General features: G+C 57.7%; 19 protein-coding genes. 8 read left to right on the top strand and 11 right to left on the bottom strand.

Features of this window, described 5'->3' with window-relative positions; genetic code table 11:
* The first annotated feature begins 40 nt into the window (after positions 1 to 40).
* The gene (locus tag ACWJ62_RS03025; protein WP_449284864.1) at positions 41 to 934 is read left to right on the top strand and encodes an alpha/beta hydrolase; all 894 of its coding nucleotides are present in this window, start codon (positions 41 to 43) and stop codon (positions 932 to 934) included.
* On the opposite strand, the gene ACWJ62_RS03020 is transcribed toward ACWJ62_RS03025, so the two are convergent.
* Entirely contained in the window at positions 912 to 1166 is a 255-nt protein-coding gene (locus ACWJ62_RS03020) for a GIY-YIG nuclease family protein (RefSeq protein WP_449285342.1), read from the bottom strand. The genes ACWJ62_RS03025 and ACWJ62_RS03020 overlap by 23 nt on opposite strands.
* A gap of 13 nt (positions 1167 to 1179) precedes the next feature.
* Positions 1180 to 2085, bottom strand: coding sequence for a DMT family transporter (locus ACWJ62_RS03015; protein ID WP_088827530.1), 906 nt, complete (start codon positions 2083 to 2085; stop codon positions 1180 to 1182).
* 171 nt (positions 2086 to 2256) lie between these two features.
* Here ACWJ62_RS03015 and ACWJ62_RS03010 point away from each other — a divergent pair, with 171 nt between their 5' ends.
* The gene (locus ACWJ62_RS03010; RefSeq protein ID WP_449284863.1) at positions 2257 to 3360 is read left to right on the top strand and encodes a TRAP transporter substrate-binding protein; all 1104 of its coding nucleotides are present in this window, start codon (positions 2257 to 2259) and stop codon (positions 3358 to 3360) included.
* Here ACWJ62_RS03010 and ACWJ62_RS03005 read toward each other — a convergent pair.
* Genes ACWJ62_RS03005 through ACWJ62_RS02995 form a run of 3 tightly spaced genes read right to left on the bottom strand, consistent with a single transcriptional unit; the run spans position 3334 to position 6288 of the window.
* Positions 3334 to 4137, bottom strand: a complete 804-nt coding sequence (locus ACWJ62_RS03005; protein WP_449284862.1) for a mechanosensitive ion channel domain-containing protein — start codon at positions 4135 to 4137, stop codon at positions 3334 to 3336. The two genes, ACWJ62_RS03010 and ACWJ62_RS03005, sit on opposite strands and share 27 nt — an antisense overlap.
* A gap of 10 nt (positions 4138 to 4147) precedes the next feature.
* Positions 4148 to 5422, bottom strand: a complete 1275-nt coding sequence (locus ACWJ62_RS03000) for a hypothetical protein (protein WP_449284861.1) — start codon at positions 5420 to 5422, stop codon at positions 4148 to 4150.
* A gap of 26 nt (positions 5423 to 5448) precedes the next feature.
* Positions 5449 to 6288: a 23S rRNA (adenine(2030)-N(6))-methyltransferase RlmJ gene (locus ACWJ62_RS02995; protein WP_449284860.1), complete on the bottom strand. Its 840-nt coding sequence runs from the start codon at positions 6286 to 6288 to the stop codon at positions 5449 to 5451.
* A gap of 192 nt (positions 6289 to 6480) precedes the next feature.
* Between ACWJ62_RS02995 and ACWJ62_RS02990 the strand changes: the two genes are divergently transcribed.
* The 5 genes from ACWJ62_RS02990 to ACWJ62_RS02970 all read left to right on the top strand — a co-directional run bounded on the left by ACWJ62_RS02990 (position 6481) and on the right by ACWJ62_RS02970 (position 12725).
* Positions 6481 to 7767, top strand: coding sequence for an imelysin family protein (locus tag ACWJ62_RS02990; protein WP_449285341.1), 1287 nt, complete (start codon positions 6481 to 6483; stop codon positions 7765 to 7767).
* 2 nt (positions 7768 to 7769) lie between these two features.
* The gene (locus tag ACWJ62_RS02985; protein WP_449284859.1) at positions 7770 to 9176 is read left to right on the top strand and encodes a di-heme oxidoreductase family protein; all 1407 of its coding nucleotides are present in this window, start codon (positions 7770 to 7772) and stop codon (positions 9174 to 9176) included.
* Positions 9177 to 9185: 9 nt separating this feature from the next.
* Complete coding sequence (locus ACWJ62_RS02980; protein WP_449284858.1) at positions 9186 to 10220, top strand: imelysin family protein; 1035 nt, start codon at positions 9186 to 9188, stop codon at positions 10218 to 10220.
* Between the two features lie 13 nt (positions 10221 to 10233).
* The gene (locus ACWJ62_RS02975) at positions 10234 to 11328 is read left to right on the top strand and encodes a DUF1513 domain-containing protein (protein ID WP_449284857.1); all 1095 of its coding nucleotides are present in this window, start codon (positions 10234 to 10236) and stop codon (positions 11326 to 11328) included.
* 83 nt (positions 11329 to 11411) lie between these two features.
* Positions 11412 to 12725: an MFS transporter gene (locus tag ACWJ62_RS02970; protein ID WP_449284856.1), complete on the top strand. Its 1314-nt coding sequence runs from the start codon at positions 11412 to 11414 to the stop codon at positions 12723 to 12725.
* Positions 12726 to 12739: 14 nt separating this feature from the next.
* On the opposite strand, the gene ACWJ62_RS02965 is transcribed toward ACWJ62_RS02970, so the two are convergent.
* The 5 genes from ACWJ62_RS02965 to ACWJ62_RS02945 all read right to left on the bottom strand — a co-directional run bounded on the left by ACWJ62_RS02965 (position 12740) and on the right by ACWJ62_RS02945 (position 17855).
* Positions 12740 to 13105: a DUF4870 family protein gene (locus tag ACWJ62_RS02965; RefSeq protein WP_449284855.1), complete on the bottom strand. Its 366-nt coding sequence runs from the start codon at positions 13103 to 13105 to the stop codon at positions 12740 to 12742.
* A 68-nt stretch (positions 13106 to 13173) separates the two neighbouring features.
* Positions 13174 to 14814 carry a methyl-accepting chemotaxis protein gene (locus ACWJ62_RS02960; RefSeq protein WP_449284854.1) on the bottom strand — a complete coding sequence of 547 codons (1641 nt, stop codon included), beginning with the start codon at positions 14812 to 14814 and terminating at the stop codon, positions 13174 to 13176.
* Between the two features lie 219 nt (positions 14815 to 15033).
* Positions 15034 to 17037 carry a PhoX family protein gene (locus ACWJ62_RS02955; protein WP_449284853.1) on the bottom strand — a complete coding sequence of 668 codons (2004 nt, stop codon included), beginning with the start codon at positions 17035 to 17037 and terminating at the stop codon, positions 15034 to 15036.
* 179 nt (positions 17038 to 17216) lie between these two features.
* Positions 17217 to 17513, bottom strand: a complete 297-nt coding sequence (locus tag ACWJ62_RS02950; RefSeq protein WP_449284852.1) for a hypothetical protein — start codon at positions 17511 to 17513, stop codon at positions 17217 to 17219.
* 90 nt (positions 17514 to 17603) lie between these two features.
* Positions 17604 to 17855 (bottom strand): hypothetical protein, encoded by a 252-nt coding sequence (locus tag ACWJ62_RS02945; protein WP_041645413.1) that lies wholly within the window; start codon positions 17853 to 17855, stop codon positions 17604 to 17606.
* Between the two features lie 183 nt (positions 17856 to 18038).
* On the opposite strand from ACWJ62_RS02945, the gene ACWJ62_RS02940 reads away from it, so the two are divergent.
* On the top strand, positions 18039 to 19307 hold the full coding sequence (locus tag ACWJ62_RS02940; RefSeq protein WP_449284851.1) for an alkane 1-monooxygenase: 1269 nt from the start codon (positions 18039 to 18041) through the stop codon (positions 19305 to 19307).
* A gap of 199 nt (positions 19308 to 19506) precedes the next feature.
* On the opposite strand, the gene ACWJ62_RS02935 is transcribed toward ACWJ62_RS02940, so the two are convergent.
* Positions 19507 to 20286: a crotonase/enoyl-CoA hydratase family protein gene (locus ACWJ62_RS02935; protein ID WP_449284850.1), complete on the bottom strand. Its 780-nt coding sequence runs from the start codon at positions 20284 to 20286 to the stop codon at positions 19507 to 19509.
* Positions 20287 to 20294 lie beyond the last annotated feature (8 nt).

Raw genomic sequence — 20294 nt, 5'->3', positions numbered from 1 at the left:
ACCTATAGCGGGCCTAACCCATAGCAGGGGAAAGACACAGATGTTGCAACACGTATTAGAGAGTGCGTTGCGCCAGACCATGAACCGGCTGGTCAGACCGGTCCTTAACCCGGCGGTACCGGTGCCACTTCAAAGACGCATTGTGCGCCAGGCTTACCGGAGTTCGACACCGCCGAGAGGCGCGAAATTCGAGAACACAACCGTTGGGGGCGTGCCGGCAACCCGGACAACCTTCGGCAACGATCACCAGAGCGCCGTTCTCTATCTGCACGGCGGAGGCTACATCATCGGCTCCTCAAGGACGCACCGCGGCATAACCGGGCACCTGGCGAAAACGACCGGCTGCGCCATCGTTACACCGGATTACCGGCTGGCGCCCGAGTTTCCATTCCCCGCCGCCCTGGATGATGCCGAAGCCTGTTGGAACGGGCTTCTGGAGGCTGGCCTGAAACCGGACCAGATTGCCGTCGCCGGCGATTCCGCTGGCGGGGGGCTCTCCGTTGCCCTGGCTATGCGACTGCGAGATAAGGGCCTGCAGCTTCCGGCATCACTCACGGTGTTTTCACCCTGGGTAGACCTGACCCAGGAGCAGCTCTACGCACCGGAATGTGAACCGGTACTTCAGGCCAGCTGGACCAGCAAGGCCGCGAGGCTGTATGCCGGAGAGGAATCCCTTACCAATCCGTTGATCTCACCGATATTCGGAGACCTGAGCGGCCTGCCACCCTTGTTGATCCAGGTAGGCAGCCAGGAAATCCTGCTGAACGACGCCGAACGGCTGGCCGAGGCCGCAAACCGGCACGATGTGGAAGTCCGTCTTGAGGTCTATAACAGTCTTTGGCACGTTTTCCAGGTACACAGCGGTCAGCTGGATCGGGCCACTGCCGCGATGGAAACCACCGGCGAACACATCAGACGTCATCTGGCAGACTGAGCTCGCCCCGGGCCAGGGCCTCTTTCCTGGGTCGGGGCCATTGTTTGATGTGCCACTCCAACCGTGACGCTCGGCTCCTGTCCCCGGCCGCAGCACTGAACACCAGTTGCAGAGGTCCCTTGCCCCTCAGGCTCCGAGCGCCCCTGGGGGCACCGGCCTGATGCTCGTGGAAACGCCGCTCAACGTCAGTGGTTATGCCGGTATAGAGCGAACCTCTGGCGGTTCGAACCATGTAGACAAACCAGTCAGCCAAGGTTCAGGGCCTCTTCACGATCCTTCACTTTTTTCTGCTGAATCCATAGCCCCATCATGATCAGAACCAGGCCAATGTAGGTGGAGGGCAGGATATGCTCGCCCAGAATGAAATAGATGAATACCAGCGAAAGGAACGGAGAGATAAAAATCAGGTTGCTGACCTTCGAAGTGTTCTCCGCCTTTTTCATGGCATAGGACCAGAGCACGAAAGCGATGCCCATCTCGAACACGCCTACATAGACCGCTGCAGCCAGCGACGTTCCCGGAGCAAAGCTGAGCCCCTCTGTCCACCAGCAAATGAGCAGAATCACCGGCAACCCGCACAGGAAATTCAGGAACAGGCCAACCACCGGATCCCGGGTATCCCGTGTGGCAATAATCCAGTAGGACGCCCAGACCACTGTGCTTCCGAGGGCAAGAGAAACCCCAAGTGGATCCTCGAAGCTTAGCGAAGTGACAGCCCCGCGCGTGGCAATCACCACGACCCCGGCATAACAGATCAGGCCCGCAACAATATCCAGTTTGCGCAGCCGGTGCCCCAGAAAGGGTACCGACATATAGGCCAGCACCAGAGCCCAGGTGTAGTTCAGCGGTTGCGCTTCCTGGGCGGGTAGTCGGTCAAAGGCACCGAACAACAGAAAATAGTACAGGCAGGGATTGATCAGCCCCATGCCAAAAGATTGGGCATACTGTTTGCGGCTGAGAGAAAACACCAGATGCCAGCGCCCCTGTAGCATCAGAATCACGGCCATTACAACCACCGACGCGCTGCACGCAATCAGCAGCATCTGAACGGGCGCGAGCTCCCTGAGGGAGAGCTTGAACGCGGTTGCCACGGTGGACCACAACAGCACCGTGCCAAGTCCATAGAGCATCGCCTGCTTCTGGTTTGTCATTCCCGGCCTCCTGCCAACCACAAAAACTCCATGAACTCTCTCCTTTATGCACTTGATCGTCTGGCTCGACAGTGTAATTCAATACAACCCCGTAACCCACGGCAGTGCGCATTCTTGTGTTACCTTGTATGGCAATATCAACCAAGGATCGAGAAAACTGGAGTTCCCGTTATGCCCACTGTCCGCTTCAGGTTCTGGCCATTGAGCCTGGCATTGGCCATTGCACTGACCGGTTGTTCAGACAGCCAGACCAGCGGTGGGGACGAGACCGCCGATGCGCCGGAGCCCCCCGATTATCCGGTTACCTGGCGTTTTGCCCTTGAGGAGATAGAGGGTAGCGTTCAGCATGCTTATGCCAAAGCGTTGAAGGAACGGATCGAGGAGCGTTCCGACGGCAGGATCGAAATCGATATTTTTCCCTACGGTTCACTGGGAACCTCGGCCCAGCTTACTGAACTGGTCCGCAATGGCTCGATAAGCTTGGCGTTCGCCTCTCCCGGACATCTTGCCAACACCGTCCCGGAAGTCGGTCTTTTCACACTGCACTATGTTCTTCCGGACGACGAAGACGTTACCCGAGAGATTCTGGCCAGTACAGAATTGCTCGGATTGTTTGAATCACCCTATGCCAATCAGAACATGAAACTGCTGGGTTTCGTGCCTGAAGGCTGGATGGCCTGGACAGCTAACAAGGCGCTGCGCTCGACGGAGGACTTCAACGGACAGCGAATCCGAACCATGACATCCGACATGGCGGAGGAAACCTTCCGGGCCTATGGCGCCGAGCCCAGCCAGATTCCCTATTCCCAGGTTTACAGTGACCTGCAGCTGCGCAAGATCGATGGCCAGAGCAATCCAGTTTTCGCCATTGAGGAAATGGATTTCTATGAAGTACAGACCACCATGACCCTGGCGCGACCGGCCCAGTTCGTCGCTTCCGTGGTTTCAAATCTTGAGTGGTACAACGCCCTGCCTGAAAACCAGCAACAATGGCTCGACAACGGACTCAAGGACGTCGCGCAGATTGCCTGGGAGACCCAGGAGGAACTGAATCAGACCCGGCTTGAGCAGATGCTGGAAGAGGGTCAAATGAAGGTCGTTCGCCTTACCGATTCAGAACGTGAGGCGTTTCGGGAAGCCAGCCTGCCGGTACGTGACATTTACCTCGAGCGCACCGGCGAGAGCGGGCAGCGCATTCTCGGCAGGCTGCATCAATTGATTGAGGAAACAGAAACCGGCAAGCAAAGTTCAGGGGTTTCCGGTGACGGGGGCTGAGACAAACCTGACGCCCTCTGAAGCCAAAGCACTTGCGCCCTTTGCTGTCAGCTCGGAAATAAACCGAAACTGATCCTTCAACTCTATCGGGTAGGCCTTAAGCCGGTAACACATGCCCCACGGTTTGTTGGAGACCACCACAACGACGGGCCTGAACGTGCGGGTAAGAGGACAGGTGTAGGCCACATCCCGCAGCAGTCCCATAACCCGGCTGACGTCATGGTGGGGTTCGAGGTTGAACTCCGCCACACACATCAGGTTATCCGTTCCGTTGTTGGCGTTGGCAATGAGCGACGCCCAGAGTTTGCTGTGGGGTACCACCACCACGGTATCATCCGGCGTAACAAGCTCCGCGGCCCGGGTGCCAATCGAGCGGACCTCTCCGTACTGCCCGTCCACCTCGATCCAGTCGCCAGGCCGGTACGGCATTTCGTAGAGGGTTACGATTCCGGCAATCAGGCTGTTCGCATAATCCTTGAAGGCAAACCCGAGAGCCAACCCCAGGGCTCCAAAAATGGCAACCATGTTCTCGAACGAGGGCTCCACCAGGATCGGAACCACGATGATGATGGTCACCACGATAATGATCAATCGCAACAGGGGCACCGACGCCAGGATATAAAACCGGGGCTTGCCCCCGAGTTTTCCTGCAATTCTCGGAAGCAGCTTCTGAATTACGATGGTCAGGCCCGTCGCCAGCAGCACAACGATTAATGATTCCAGCAACGCTTCCGACGTAATCGCTGAAAACGCCTCCCGAATACCAAGATCACCCATCGCTCATCTCCTAGAATGTGTCGACTGGAAAGCCCCAGCTCTGCAGGTGTCGACGGATCGAAGGGTATCCCTGAGCGGTGACTTTCCAGCAACCACCAGTTGGCTCCTGCTCAATGAGATCCGCGCGGGCCAGACGCGCCAGTACAAACCCTGCCTCATGTTCCGCGACTCCTGTCACCAACTGCAGATGAGAGGCGTCCAGTCCATCGTGCAACAGCAGGGCATGCAATAGCAGGCCGATGTTGTCGCCCTGGCTCTGGGGTACCGCTGGCAAACCCAGTTGATCAAAAGGGATAACCCAGGCCCGGGCGACTGAACCGCTGTCTGCAGAAACCTGGCCGGACTCCTCAGTGGCCGCCTCTTCTTCCGGACGAGCTCTCAGCGCGCGGCGCCAGATGGCCAGCGCAACGCCCGGATTACCTCTTGCCACCGAGGCGAGATCCCGGAGAAAGCCACTGTGTTTGCGTCTTTTGCCGTCATTTCCTTCAGCCATCGGTAATACCCATAGGCCATCGTCTGCCATTCGGGCCGTGATTGACTGATCGCTATCACCGGCAGCAAGGGATTCGAACCATTCACCAAGTTCCACTGCTGCCATCGGCGAGGGTGTCATCGGCGAAAAGTGCGCATCCCTGAAGTAAGAGGACCAGAATTGCCAGCACCAGCTCGAGCAACCAATAACGCCAGGAGCCAGGCCTCCCGTGGCAACCCGACGGAGTAATTCCCGAACCAGAGCCAGCCCGGACAGATGGCGCAACCAGAAATCAGCCATCTCGGGAATAACCCACGGCCTGGAAAGATCCTGCTTGTCCCACCACTCCCTGGCGCCTTGGTCATCAACAAGCAGGTTCTCGGGTGGCAGGATCAGCGACCACCGGTCTGCCTCGCCCTCTTGCTGCAATTCAAGTTCGGGAAAACACTCAAGGGCAGAACGAATACCCGAGAACGGTGGAGCCACTAGTAAAGCGACTCTCTTGGCGGAGTCGTGATTGGGGCCGCGCCATTCAAGAGCCTTTGAGAGCGTCTCCGCGAGCGATCTCAGCGCGGGCCGGGGTGCAAAGGATTCAAGTCGGGCGGTTGAGAGCTCCGGAAGGTTATCGAGGCTTTCAAACACTTCCTTTTCCGCCACTATGCCCGCCCGAATCTGGGCGAGGGCATGGCGCAACGCATCTTTAAGTGAACGTCTCACGGATGTTTCAGGCACTTTCCACTGCTCAACCGGAATCAGACCGCCGGGCATCCACGTGGATTCTGCCTTGTGTACTGGCTTACCCTCCAACCTCATCACTCCCTCGCGTACTGTCCCTCCAACTACTCTGGAACCAGCCAACCAATATCGTGAGACAGATTCAAAACGTCCGACCCGGCAACATCGCTCATCATTGCGGCAAACCGGGAGTCAAAACCCCAGGGTGGGTTTACCACCAGAATGCCCGATCCGACCATACCTCGCTCCGGCGGATTATTCAGATGCACCTCACTGCACAGTATCTTACGCGCATCGGCACCCCTGACCGCATCTTTCAACTGTTCCTGGAGGCCACTGGTCAGTATCGGGTACCAGACAAGATAAACCCCATGGCGACACTTATGCCATGCTTTCCCCAGAGTTTGCGCCACTTCAATGTAATCGGTTTTGACCTCGTAAGAGGGATCAATCAGCGTCAGCAGGCGCGGCTGTCTGGGAGGCAACTGCCTTAGCAGACCTGCCAGGCCGTCCTGTCTGAGCACGCGAATCGGAGCCTCGGAAGCCCAGCCCGCCAGTTGCTCGCCCTCGGAAGGATGAAGTTCAAAGAGCGTCAGCGCATCTCCATCCCGGAGAAAATGCTGAAACCAGGCAGGAGAACCCGGATAAACGGACAGCTCGCCACCGCCGGCATTGAATCCTGTCAGCACGTCCAGAAACGGCTTCCAATCATCGGACAACAGCCGATCTTTCGCACCCCAAAGTCTCTGAACACCGTGGTCGGCTTCCCCGGTCTTGCGGGCCCGCTCACTCCGCAGATCGTATATGGCACTCCCGGCATGCGTGTCGAAACAGGCAATACCGGAGGCCTTCGCCTGCATCATGGTGTGGACCAGTGCCAGGGCTCCATGTTTCTGGACATCGGCGAAATTGCCGGCGTGGAAGGCGTGCAAATAACTCAACATACAAGAAAGCTCCCTGGTGACGGGGCCATTAAGCCCGATCACGGTTGCCCAGGGCAAGAGCACTGTCATCAATGCGGATCAATCGTGTCCTTTTCCCGCTTGCGTTTCAATCAAACGGCACCCATAATGCTGAACGCAAATGTTTCGCATTCGCATCATTATTACCATAACTTGGAGAAAGGAATGACGTCCATGTTTCGTCCAGCCCCGCTGGCATTGACAGTTACCGTTCTGCTGACTGCAGGCTGCGCTAATCATCCCTGGTCCGCCAAGGACCCTCAGCCGGCAACCAAAGACTCAGTAGTCGATCACTACGCCGATCTGGCTTATGCCAATTACGAAGATGCCCTGATCACCGCCCGCGCGCTGGACCAAGCCACTGACCGCTTGATCGCAACCCCATCCGAAGCCAATCTGGCCGCCGCAAAAGAAGCCTGGCTGGCTGCGCGTGTCCCCTATCAACAGACCGAAGTGTTTCGTTTCGGCAACGCTGTCGTCGATGACTGGGAGGGTCAACTGAACGCCTGGCCTTTGGACGAAGGCCTGATTGATTATGTGCAGGCTGACGACTACCAGCACGAACTCGGTAATGCCGGCGCCACGGCCAACATCATCGCCAGCAACCGCATTAATGTTGGTGGCGAGAACCTGGACGTAGCTTTCCTGTCTCCGGAATTGCTGGCCGATCTGAACGAAGTGGGCGGATCTGAAGCCAACGTGGCCAGCGGCTATCATGCGGTTGAGTTCCTCCTCTGGGGCCAGGATCTCCATGGCTTCGAAAACGGCGCCGGAGAGCGGCCGGTCACCGATTATGCCAAAGGCTCTGATTGCACCAACGGCCATTGCCAACGCCGTGGTGAATACCTGGATGCAGTAACGGACCTCCTGGTTTCCGATCTTGAGTGGATGGTGGCCCAGTGGGCACCGGGCGCCAGCGACAACTACCGCGCCCAGCTGACAGGCGCTGATGCGAACGAGGGTGTTCAGAAAATGCTGTTCGGCATGGGCTCCCTTTCCCTGGGCGAACTTGCAGGTGAACGCATGAAGGTCGCCCTGGAGGCCAATTCCTACGAGGACGAGCACGATTGCTTCAGCGATAACACCCATAACTCTCACTACTACAATGGCCAGGGAATCCAGAACGTCTACACGGGTACCTACCATCGCGTGGATGGCAGCCTGGTGACCGGCCCTTCCCTGTCTGATCTGGTTCAGCAGAGCGACCCAGAGCTGGACGCCCGCCTTAACAACCAGCTGGACGCCTCCATGGAAGCCCTGGCGCTGATGAAGGCCCGTGCGGAGAGCAGCGAAAATTCCATGGCTTTTGACACCATGATTGCACCCGGGAATGCCGAGGGAACTCGTATCGTCAACGGCGCTATCATGGCACTGGTCGCACAGACCGGTTCCATTGAGCAGGCTGCGCGCGACCTGGGTATTGAAGCCCTGTCTCCCGATGATGCCGGCCACGCGTTCTGAGCATGATGAAACCGCTTGCCTTAGTCGGGGCGCTGGCGATTGCCAGCGCCCACGTATGCGCCCAGACTCACGCGGGCTATCGGATCCAGACATCTCCGGCCTCAGGTGGTGAGGGCACCGTACAACAGTCAGACACCAATGCCTACTCGCTTCCCCAGGGCAATCTGTCCATGACCAAACGTCTGGATTTCAGTGTCGGCAACAGTTTCTTCCGGAACCCCTGGGTCGAAGCCCCGGCAAGCACTGACGCCCGTGACGGCCTGGGCCCGCTGTTTAATACCAACTCCTGCCAGGGATGTCATATCAAGGATGGTCGCGGACACCCACCCGGTGTCGACGAGCCGCCGGTCTCCCTGTTTTTGAGACTGGCAGTCCCTGCTGATCCGGAGCTGGACGCAGACATTCTGCGCAAACACGGTTTTAAACCGGCGCCAGTATATGGCAGCCAGCTCCAGACAGCCGCGCTTCCTGCAGCGAAACCAGAGGCTGATTTGATCGTCGAATGGACGCCAGTGAAGAAAACACTCGCGGATGGGACGGTGGTGGAACTGCGCAAGCCTGTATACCGCATTGAGAACCCAAATTATGGGCCACTGCCGGAAGACCTGCTGGTGTCACCCCGGGTAGCACCCCAGATGATCGGAATGGGTTTGCTGGAAGCCATCCCCATCGAAGATTTGCAAGCCCTCCAAGACGCTGACGATGCAGACGGTAACGGAATTTCCGGAAAGCTCAACCAGGTCTGGGATCTGACAACGAAACAGACGCTGCCCGGCCGTTTCGGCTGGAAGGCGGCCGAGCCGGATGTCCGCCAGCAGAGCATGGGAGCGTTCGCCGGAGATATGGGCCTGACCTCGACTCTTAAGCCCACAACCGACTGCATGCCCGAGCAGAATTGTGAGCGGTTTACCCATGGCGGCGAACCTGAGGTAAGCGACAAGGTCGCCAACTTCGTGACCTTCTACGCGAAAAGTCTGGCAGTACCTGCCCGTCGCAACCTTGAGTCCGAATCCGTCCAGCAGGGGGCAAGGGTGTTCAACGAAAGTGGCTGCGCTGGCTGCCATACGCCGAGACATCATACCGGCGAGGTTGCCGATCGCCCGGACCTTAGCAACCAGACTATCTGGCCCTATTCGGATCTGCTGCTGCACGACATGGGTCCTGCCCTGGCCGATGGCCGCAACGAATTCCTGGCCAATGGCAATGAATGGCGAACCCCGCCACTCTGGGGCATTGGCCTCGCCCAAGTGGTGAACCCACAAGCCGGGTTCCTGCACGACGGCCGTGCCCGAACTCTGGAAGAAGCCGTGCTCTGGCACGGTGGCGAGGCTCAGGCGGCCGCCGACCGATACCGCCAGATGTCGCCCGAAGATCGTTCCGCTCTGATCGATTTTCTGAATTCACTCTGAGGATCAGCCATGCAACGGATCACCAGACTGCTATGCACATCTATCCTGGCACTAACCTCGCCCCTGGCGTGGGCAAGCGATGCCAACACCCAGGCCCGCCAGCAGTGGTATGGGGGCATTGGGACCGGCTATCCAGCGTTGACCACAGAATCGGATGAGCTGGCTGAATCCGTCCGTGACTACTGCCAGAATCCAGCCGAGGGAAGCCGGGATCACCTGGAAGCCGCCTGGCTGGATGCCTTCCTGGCCTGGCAGAAGGTACGCTTTGTCGATTTCGGCCCGGTCGAGAACAACAACCTTTCCTGGCAGTTCCAGTTCTGGCCGGACCCGAAGAATCTGATCGCACGGAAAGCGGCTTACCTGATCGGAAACGATGAACCGATCACCCCGAACGTGATCAATCAGTCCGGTGTCGCTGTGCAAGGCTTCCCGATGATGGAATATCTGCTGTTCGATCAAGAGCTCAATGCCGGGGAAACTTCACTCCCCGTCGCCCGGACCTGCGAGCTGCTGACGAACGTCGCCGGACACGTGAAAAGCAACAGCGACGAGTTGATGGCTGGGTGGCAGGCTTTCAGGCCGCACTATCTGGAAACCGAGCAGTACTTCGACACCACTATCCGAGCGGGTATGGCAACGCTGGAAATCCTGGAAGAAAGAAGGCTGGCCCAACCTATGGGACTTCGCGGCAGTAACAAACGCAACCCTTACATCGCGGACGCCTGGCGCAGCGGCAAAAGCCTGCAGACTGTCGCGGCGACGGTCGACGGCCTGAACCGGTACTTCTTACCGGGGCTCGAAATTTCGCTGGAAGCAAAGGGGGCGTCCGACCTGGCAGACCGCATTCGCAAACAATTCAACGAGGTTCAGCAGAACTTTCCCGGTGCCCACCTGCCCATGGCAACTGCTTTGAAAGAAGAAGACCAGTTCCGGGCTCTGCAGAGCCTTTACGTTGATATTTCCCAGTTGACCACTTTGGTGAATGACCAGGCGGCAGTCGCACTCGGCGTAGTAAGGGGCTTCAACTCGAGCGATGGCGACTGAGGAAGCTGATCTTATGCTTTTGAACCGGAGAGCCCTTCTCAAGGTGTCCATTGCCGGCGGCGTTGCCGTGGGCCTGACCGGCTGTTCCCTGCTGCCCCGAAAAGCGTCAGTCCAACCTGATGGCTATGCCGGCGCCGTCGGGTTCCCAGATGGCAGTTTTGGAGTCAGCGCATTCAACCGCAACGGCCGGATACTGTGGCAGGCGCCTGTCGATTCCCGCTGCCATAGCGGCTGCAACCGACCGCACCAGCAAGAGACCCTGTTTTTCGAACGCCGCCCGGGTTGGTCATTCTACGTTTTCGATAGCACGACAGGTGACCGGAAACACCATATTTCAGCCGAGCCGGGAGAACACTTTGTTGGCCACGGTGTGTTCTCGACCGATGGCCGACGCCTATACGTCACCGCCAGCCGGTTCGATCAGGGCGCGGGGATCATCGCAGTCTACGATGCCGAAAACGGTTATCGGCGGACCAAAACCTTTGATCTGGCGGGAATAGGCCCCCATGAGCTGACCTTGCATCCCGACGGCGAAACCCTGGTGATCGGGCTCGGAGGCATCCTCACTCATCCGGATTACGACCGCATAAAGCTGAATCTGGACACCATGGATCCAGCCCTGCTGCTGATGAATCGTCACTCCGGCAAAATCGCTGGCCGTTTCAGGCCGCCCCACCACCAGCAAAGCGCCCGCCATGTCAGCGTCAGCGGCGGTGACCGCGTGTACGTGGCCTATCAGCACCAGGGCCCACTCTACGAAACGCCGCCCTTGTTGGCGCGTCTTGAAGAGGGAAAACTGCGGGAATACCGGTTCGATGAGGACACCCAGAGAGCGCTGGCCAACTACATTGCCAGCGTGGTTGCCCATCCGGAAAACGACCTCGTAGCTGCTGCTTCGCCGGTTGGTGGAACGGCCATTATCTTTCGGGGCAAGACCGGTGAGCTGGTCAACCGCGTGCACCTCCCCGATTGCGCCGGCATCCAGGCCCTTGCCGGAGGGGACTTTCTTGTTTCCTCCGGACGGGGAAAACTGATTCGGCTCGGCGCCGATACACCCGCGAGGGAACTCTCAGAGCTATCCGTTCACTGGGACCACCATCTGGTCTGATCGCTCGCAGTTGCCGTAATCCGGACTTAAGGATACCGGGCCACACTGGTATCCTTTCGACACATTTTCCGGAGGATAGCGGTTTGCCTGAGAGCAGAAAGGACACCATCGAACAACTTTATGGCCTGATTGCCAACGAAGAAGATGCCCGGGTCTGTAAGGACATTCCCGAAGAGGCATGTCGCGAGGTACCCCGCAACTTTTTCCTAATTCTCGCCAGTAACGTGCTGACCAAGCTGGGCGATCTGCTGATCAGTCCCAAAACCGTGCTGGCCTGGTTGATGAGTGCCATAGGTGCTCCCGCGCTGGTGGCCTGGCTGGTTCCGATCCGCGAGTCTGGCTCTCTCGTTCCACAAATGGTCATCGCTGCCTGGGTGCGCCGCAAACCGGTTCGCAAGTGGTTCTGGACGCTTGGCAGTTTCGGACAGGCCGCCAGCGTGGTCGCGATGGCGGCCAGTGTCTGGTTCTTCGAGGGTTATGCAGCCGGTTTCGGGATCATTGCCGCTCTCATTGTGTTTTCCCTGGCCCGCGGATTTTGCTCCGTCTCCATGAAAGACGTTCAGGGCAAATGCATTCCCAAGACCCGCCGGGGCAGGCTTGGCGGGCTGGCATCCACCATCGGTGGCACGGCAACCGTTGTTTTAACCGGCCTGTTATTTTGGGAACGCGGCGACCCCACGATTACCTTTTACACAGTGTTGCTGCTTCTGGCAGGCACACTTTGGGTAATTGCCGGATTTCTGTTTGCCGGAGTTCAAGAGCATGAAGGTGAAACCGGTGGCGGTGGAAACGCCATCAACGAGGCGTTCCGGAGCCTGTCCTTGCTCCGTGATGACGTCCCCTTTCGTAATTTCGTGATCACCCGGGCCCTGCTTCTATGCTCTGCCTTGGCATCTCCCTATTTCGTGGTCCTGGCACAAAAGGAGTCCGATATTGGCTGGATGCTGGGTATCTTCCTGCTCGCCAGCAGTCTCGCCAGTTCCCTGAGCGCAAGTTTCTGGGGTTGGGCAGCGGACACCTCCAGCCGAAGGGTGATGATCCGTGGCGCGGCAATGGCCAGTGGCACCTGCCTGATCGTCGGCAGTGCAGCACTTACCCTGGGGCAAGACATTGGCAGCGTGTGGTTCTATCCAGTGGCATTCTTCGTGCTGAGCATCGCACACGCGGGTGTCAGGTTAGGGCGTAAAACCTATCTGGTGGATATGGCAGGAGGAAATAAACGTACCGACTACACAGCAGTGAGCAACACGGTCATTGGCGCTTTGCTGCTTGTTACCGGCGGCCTCACGGCACTGGTATCAATGATCTCCCCAGTCGCGGTCATTATGGTTCTTGGCCTGATGGGACTGGCCGGGATGTTCTGCGCGATGCGACTGAAGGAAGTTACGGAAGAGTGATCTGAGGCACCCTATCAGGAGGGCGCCTTGCCGTCATTCAGGGCGAGCGCCCCTTTGACAATCCGGTAAATAATCCAGATCGAAATACCGAGGATAATAAACCAGCCGATAATCAGTGGCGTGGTAACAATACCGATCACGGTCCAGAGCAGGCCTATCCAGAACGTACGAATCTGCCAGCGGAAATGCCGCTCTACCCAACTATTGCGGACGTCGTCCAGTTTGACGTAATTGATGATCACGCCCACCAGACCGGTAATGCCTCCAACAAAGAATGAAAGCGCCTGAAGGATGTAAACCACCACCGCCAGGTTACGGGCAGGGTCTGAACGACGGGACGCGGGATCCGAGTCGGCAGGAATAAACTCCGGTTCAGTCAAAGCAGGTCTCCTATTCGACGATTAACCTGAGTCTACCACAGCGGTCATGGCCGGAAATCCGCAGGCGGTCAGTGATTGTCCGGACGATAACCTACCCGGAATCCACCCCAGTGCTTGCCATTCACATAGATCGGCACGGAGAGGTCATGCATGATTTCACCGGTATCCCGACGATAGGTTTGCAAGAGCATGTTTTCTGTATGCTGACCACAGCGAATACCGGTACGGTCGTTGAACAGCCGCTTGCTCCTGCTCTTGACCAGATCCACCTTGGGATCGCCGGTTGGCGCATGGGCGAAATCGCGGTTGTGGGTGGGTACGTATCCGTCAGGGGCGGCGGCAATGGCAAAGACAATCGCCTCGTGAGCATTTTTCACCTGCTCCTGAATAGCAGGCAGATATTGGTCGGTAAACTTGTCAAAGGTGCTGGAGTACTTTGGCGGATGAGTATTGGGGATCGGCTTACGGGACTTGTCGAACAGCGCACTTTCGGAGAGTTTGCCGTCGCGGATCGCCTGCTCGAACATTCGGCCAATCTGGTCGGCCCCGGCTCTGGCCTGATCGAAGAACGGCCGGTGATAACTGGCTTCGCTGTTCAATGCAAATGACGCGTTGGCTTTTTCCGCAAGCTCCATCAGCGTAGCCGCCTGCTCTGCAAGCGATGAAACGCTGGTATCGCTCTCGGAAATCTGGTCGCGCACTGTTTCAATCGCGGAGAAAACCTGGCCCAGACTCTGCTCGTTGTTCTGGTCAATCTCGGCGATCCTTGCAACCTGCTGCTGCACACGTTCCGACTGATCGCTGATTTGTTCCAACCTCTCTCCAACGCTCTCCACCGAAGTCAGCCCCTCCTCGATGCTGCGGGCCAGGTCTTCAATACGGGAAACGATCAGCGTAGTGTCTGAGCGTATTTCCTCCAGGGTTTCTGCGACTTCACCGGTTGCCTGGGCCGTCCGACCAGCGAGCTGGCGCACTTCGTCGGCGACTACCGCAAACCCGCGCCCCTGGTCGCCAGCCCTCGCCGCCTCAATGGCGGCATTGAGTGCAAGCAGATTGGTCTGTTCAGCGATACCCTGGATGGTGGTGGTCACACCCTGGATCTTGTTGGACTTCTCGTTCAGCTCCTGAATCAGCCGCAGATTTTCCCCGGACTGCTGGTGCACAGTCCGCACACTGTCGATAGCGGAGATCAGGGCTTCACGACCCTCGGTGCTTACCTGCTTGTTCTGCAGCGCCATGGTGGCTGCATCGGTGGCCTGCTCCGAGGATTCCCGCACGGTTTCAGTAATCTGCCCCGCGTAATCGGCCATTTGCGCAGTTTCTTCAACCTGGCGATCCAACCGTAGCTTCAACTGGTCGGCCGCGAAAGACACCTGGGCCGCGGAGATCGCGTTCCTGTCAGCGCTACCGGAAAGCGTTTCGACGAGCGCGCGCCCAGCCCTGGCATCGGCGAGCAGCTGGTGACATTGGCCATGTAGCGGGTGATCATCCGTCAGGCTGCCATCATTCAAAGCCTTGAGCCCGCGCTCGGTCGGCTCCAGGACGCGAACAATCATGAATCCGCCAGCAGCCACGAGACCTACGACAAGCCCTATGAGCAGTGAGGTAATTTCAAGACCTAGCAACGGCGCCACCGCTGCGCAGATGACTGCAAGAATCCCGGCAACCGCCATCCCCCATAAAATTGAAGCCCTGTCCAGTAACCCCATGGAAACCTCTTCTTTTTTGTTGTTTCTGCAAGCATCTTGTTATTAAAGGCCATTGTGGAGACTAAAGAATTGACATGAGTTTATAACTCATACTTTAGTGTATTTAATATTCATATCGGCGGGGAACAGCGTTTCTGAAACAAAAAACCGCAAACCCGACTCACTCTGTTACCGAGTGGGCCGGGTTTGCGGTGTTCAGATGACTACTTTGGCGTTGGCTCAGGCGCCGATGACGCCACCGTCGTCCTTGGTAACGATCACAGTTGCATCGCGGGGGCGCGGATCATTGGAATCCGGCCAGTTACCTTCCGGGTGCTGGATATTGACGAACATGGTTTTCACATCCGGCGTGGAAACAACACCCGTCACCTCACAGCCCTGGGGACCTACGAAGAAACGCTTGATCTCGCGGGTCTCTGGATTGGCAGCCAGCATCATATTGTTCTGATAGGGCGCGGCATCGGAGCCATCGGTCTGGATCCAGAGACGACCGTTGTAGTCGAACCAGAGGCCATCCGGGCTGTTGAAGATATTGTCGTCGGTCAGCGAGACGATAACCTCGTCACCCACTACGGTTTCCGTGCCCTGCTCACCGGCAAAGACGAAAATGTCCCAGTCGAAACTGGTGGCGGTGTGATCGTTGCCTTCTTCGCTCCAGCGGATGATGTGGCCCGTGCGGTTGTTGGCATTCGGGTTGGCCGCGTTAACCTGTTCCTCGGTACGACGAGAATTGTTGGTCAGGGTGAAATAAACCTGGCCTGAATTCGGGTCAACCGCACCCCATTCCGGGCGGTCCATGGGGGTTGCACCCGCGATATCGGCGGCCAGGCGTGTATTCAGAAGAACGTCAGCCTGGTTCTCGAAGCCGTCGAAGGCAATGTCGCCAACGGTCGTACCCACTGCAGCATCAACCTTGGCCTTGAATTCAGCATCATCGAGGTCCAACGACAACCAGTCGCCGGAGCCGTCGTCATTGAAGCGGGCTACATACAGAGTGCCTTCGTCGAGGAGGTATCCACCGGCTGTGGCGGCATAGTATGGCTTCGACGATACAAACTTGTAGATGTACTCGAAACGGGAGTCATCGCCCGAGTAACATACCACCGGCTCGCCTTCCTTGGCCGGCGCGAAGATGACACCTTCGTGACCGAAACGACCCAGTGCAGTGCGCTTTTGCGGTTTGCTTTCCGGAGTGAACGGATCGATTTCGACCATGTAGCCGTAGGTGTTGGCTTCGTTGCGGTAATCATCGCCAGCTGCTGCGCCAATCGTGCTTACGTTGAATCGAACATACTGATCCTGGGCGCTATCAGCCAGCTCCCAGTCATAACGGCTGGAACTACCCACGCCGTGGCGAGTTTGCTCCCGCGGCTGCGTTGCGTCGCTGTTGGCAAAGTAGCCGTGCCAGTTCTCTTCAGCGGCCAGGTAAGTTCCCCAGGGCGTCGGACCCATGGCACAGTTGTTGAGCGTACCGCGGGTCTCGGTAGCGTCCGGGCTGTACTTGGTGATCAGCTTGCTGTGGCCGCGAACCGGGCCGCGAATATCCATTTCGGTGTTGCCAGTAATGCGGCGGTTGAAGGGGCTTCCAAAGACAATGTCCCATTTACCACTGGTGTCGCGCTTGATGTGAACCACGGAAACACCGTGTGCAGCGATTTCTTTACGCACCTCATCCGCAGGACGCATGTCGTTTACGTAGGTGGCTCCGTTGGCATGCAAAGCGCCCTGGTTGATGTACTCATGGTTCATCACCAGAAGGCCTTCCGTCGAACTATTGCCACCAGCCTTCTGATCTATCGAGAAGAAATGCACGCCGTCGTGGTGCATGCCCATCTGCTGTTCCTGGTCCGCACCGGTATTTGTGCCATCTGGCTTGTACTCTGGGTAGGAGCCGGTAATCGGAGTGCCCCACGGCAGGAACGCCTCAGTAGAGTATCCTTCGGGAACAACCACCTCGTTGGCCGTTGATGTCGGTACCGCCTTGAAGCCGATATCGGTACTTGAAACATTGCTGCTTGTGGTGCTGTCGTTGCTATCGCTGCCACAACCAGCCAGCCCCAGACCCATCACACTGGCAAGAGCAGCACCAACGCTGCCTTTCATCACAGTGCGCCGTTGCATGCGCGCGGCCAGGACTTGGTGGAAGGGGGTGTTTTCAGTGTGGTTAACTACCGGCTCGTAGTTGGGATCCAGGTAATTGGGATCAAGGTCATGCTTAGCCATGTTGTTGCCTCTCTCAAAGAACAGCGGGTCGATGTTGTTGAGAGGCCAGTTTCGGCGGGAAATGTGACAGTAATCGTAAGGTTAGAAGACAAATGCGTTAACGTTATCTTACATGGGTGAACGATGAAGAGCTGACCGCCCCCAAACACCATGGTTCAGCAGGCGGCCAGACCACCCAGTTACTGCTGGGTGGCTTCTTCGTAGCCTTCTTCGATGGAATCGCCTGCTTCTTCAGCAGCATCGCCCATCGCATCGGCGGCTTCCTCTGCGCCTTCCTGCAACTCGCCCATGGCACTTTCATCCTGGCCAGTCGCCTCTTCGACAGTCTCCTCTGTGGAATCGGCCGCGTCCTCCATCATGTCTCCGGCGTTATCCGCAGCCTGCTCGACATCGACGCCTTCGTTGTCTTCCGAACTGCAGGCTGCAAGGCCGAGTGTCAGAACCATCAAAAGTGCACTCAGTGTGAGCTTGTTCATACCATATCCCTCTGTTGGTAAGTATTTACAACGGTGCACAGAGTACGGGGCGGTTGGCCCCGGGGCAATTACCGGCCAATTACCCTTTCGTTAACCCGCACTGTCCGAGAGCAACTGGCCATCGATGGTAATAACGTGATCGAACGGGAGCATGGTTCCGCGCCCAAGCAGCAGAAAATCCTGCCCGGCGCGACTGAAGAGATCGCGAATAACATCATGAACGAGACAGATCTGACCGGCGCTGTCACGGTAAACAACTTCGGTAAGCCTGCCGGAAGACAAGTACTCCCGAATTATTCCCTGAACAGAGTATGAGGCGGTCGCAGACGACGGATTGGGCATGGCTGATTCTTCCTTGTGATCAGACTCTTCTTGTTCAGATGAGTTTGGCCCAGAAACCTGTTTTCTGCCAAAGAAATGGTGTTTGTCATTTTGAGCCAAGGTTTCAACCAACTGTCGACGACCGTTGCATTGTTGGATTGTCCGACATAAATTGCAATGACGCGCACAGCAAGGGAGACAACAATGAACGCCAAAACCCCAGATAACCTGCAATCACACAAAATCTCAGCGCCTGCCGAACAAGACGCCCCTGGCAACTGGAAGGACCCGAAGCGCTACATGTGGCTACTCGGTCCCGCACTGCCAGGAATCGGACTGGCCGCACTGACCGGCTATGCCCTGGCCCCAAAAAAACTGAAGGCCCTGGCGTGGACCGGCCCGGCACTGGTGCACGGCATTATTCCTGCCCTGGACCGTGCTATCGGTGAGGATCAGAGCAACCCACCGGACTCTGCTGTCAAGACACTGGAGCAGGACAAATACTACGACCGGATTGTGAAGGCGTTTATTCCGACCCAGTACGTCATGACCTTCATGGGTGCCTGGCTTGCCAGCCGTAAAAGCACGCCCCTGGACGACAAGATAGGATTGACGCTGACAGTTGGCGCCATCAATGGCGTCGGGATCAACACGGCCCATGAGCTGGGCCACAAGTCCAACAAACTGAACAAGTTGCTGGCGATGGCAGCCCTCGCCCCCACCGGCTACACCCACTTTGTTGTCGAGCATAACTTCGGCCATCACAAACGAGTGGCAACGCCGGAGGATCCGGCCAGCAGTCGTATGGGGGAGAGTTTCTGGAAGTTCCTGCCGCGTACGGTGTTCGGTGGTATCAAATCATCCATCAAGATCGAGAAGGCGAGGCTTGCCCGCAAGGGCAAGAACTTCTGGAGCCTGGACAACGAGCTGCTGCAGGGATGGGCCATGAGCGCCGGGTTCTTTGGCGCCACAACGCTGGTTTGCGGCCCGAGGGCGGTTCCGTTTCTGGCGGCCCAGGCGGTTTACGGTGCCAGTTTGCTCGAAAGTGTGAACTACATCGAGCACTACGGCCTGCTGCGCCAGAAGGACAAGAACGGCCAGTACGAGCGCACCCAGCCGGAGCATAGCTGGAACAGCAACCACATTGTGACCAATCTGTTCCTGTATCAGCTCCAGCGGCATTCAGACCATCACGCTCATCCGCAGCGCAGTTACCAGGCTCTGAGGCATTTCGAGAAGGCTCCACAGTTACCCGGTGGTTATGCCTCGATGCTTCTGCCAGCCTATCTGCCCCAGTGGTGGTACGAAACCATGGATAAGCGGGTGATTGATCACTACGAGGGAGATCTGAGCAAGATCAACTGGGATCCGGACCGGAAAGAGGAGCTGATGGCCAGGTATGCGGACTACGCTGCTGAGGTAGCTGCTGAAGCGAAGGCTCGCCGCGAATCCGCGAATTCCGAGGCTGCCTGAATATAGCCGCCTGCCAGCTCGGGCCCCAACCTTCAGGGTCGAGTGCAGGCGGCCGACCAATCACCCCTGCCGGGAGACGCCGTAAACCCATCCATGGGGGCTTGATCGCAGCATCCATGCTGCTCACACTCCCGGCAGGGGTCAGCGGTCAGCCGCAGCCAGTTCTGGTGGGGTAGTCCTTACTCCTGAGGCGCACAGCCTAACGGCCCTTGAACACCGCCTCTCGCCTCTCCAGGAAAGACTGAATCCCTTCTTTGACATCCTCACTGGCCATAACCGGCTGGAGATCCGGGAACAAACTCTGCTTCGCAGCCTCCTGCCCTTCGCTGACAGCAATTTTTGAGGATTTAAGACTGCCCTGGACACCCAGTGGCGCCGCCCTGGCAATTTTCTCGGCAATTCCCAACGCGACGTTGAACTGCTCGCCGGGTTCCACCAGTTCCTGAATCAACCCCCACTGATACGCCTGATCAGCGGACCACTCATCGCCAGTCAGCAGGTAACGCTGGGCATTGCCCCAGCCGATTTCACGCTGCAGGCGAATGGTGGCGCCGCCGCAGGCAAAGATGCCCCGCTTTACCTCCAGTTGCGCGAAGCGGGTGCCTTTCGCTGCGACGCGCACGTCGGTATTGAGCATCATCTCGACGCCACAGGTGAAACAGATGCCCTGCGCCGCAAAGACCACCGGTTTGCTGAGGGCCTGGCCGGTGATGTGGAAAGGATCCAGTTCGCCGTCACCCGGCTCGATGCCCTTGCCGTTGGCAAACACGCCCGCCCAGTCGTCCAGTTGCAGGCCGCTGGTGAAGTGGTCGCCTTCGGCATACATCAGGCCGACCCGCAGTTCCTGGTCGTTCTCAAGCTGGTGATACGCCGCCGCGATCTGGTGGTACATTTCGCGGTTCATGGCGTTCATTTTCTCCGGGCGGTTCAGCCCGATCAGCAAGATGTGATTTTTCTTCTCAACGTTTACCAGAGCCATTGCTCTCA

It is taken from the genome of Marinobacter sp. PE14 (genome assembly GCF_053566155.1).
This window is presented reverse-complemented; position numbering and strand designations above follow the sequence as displayed.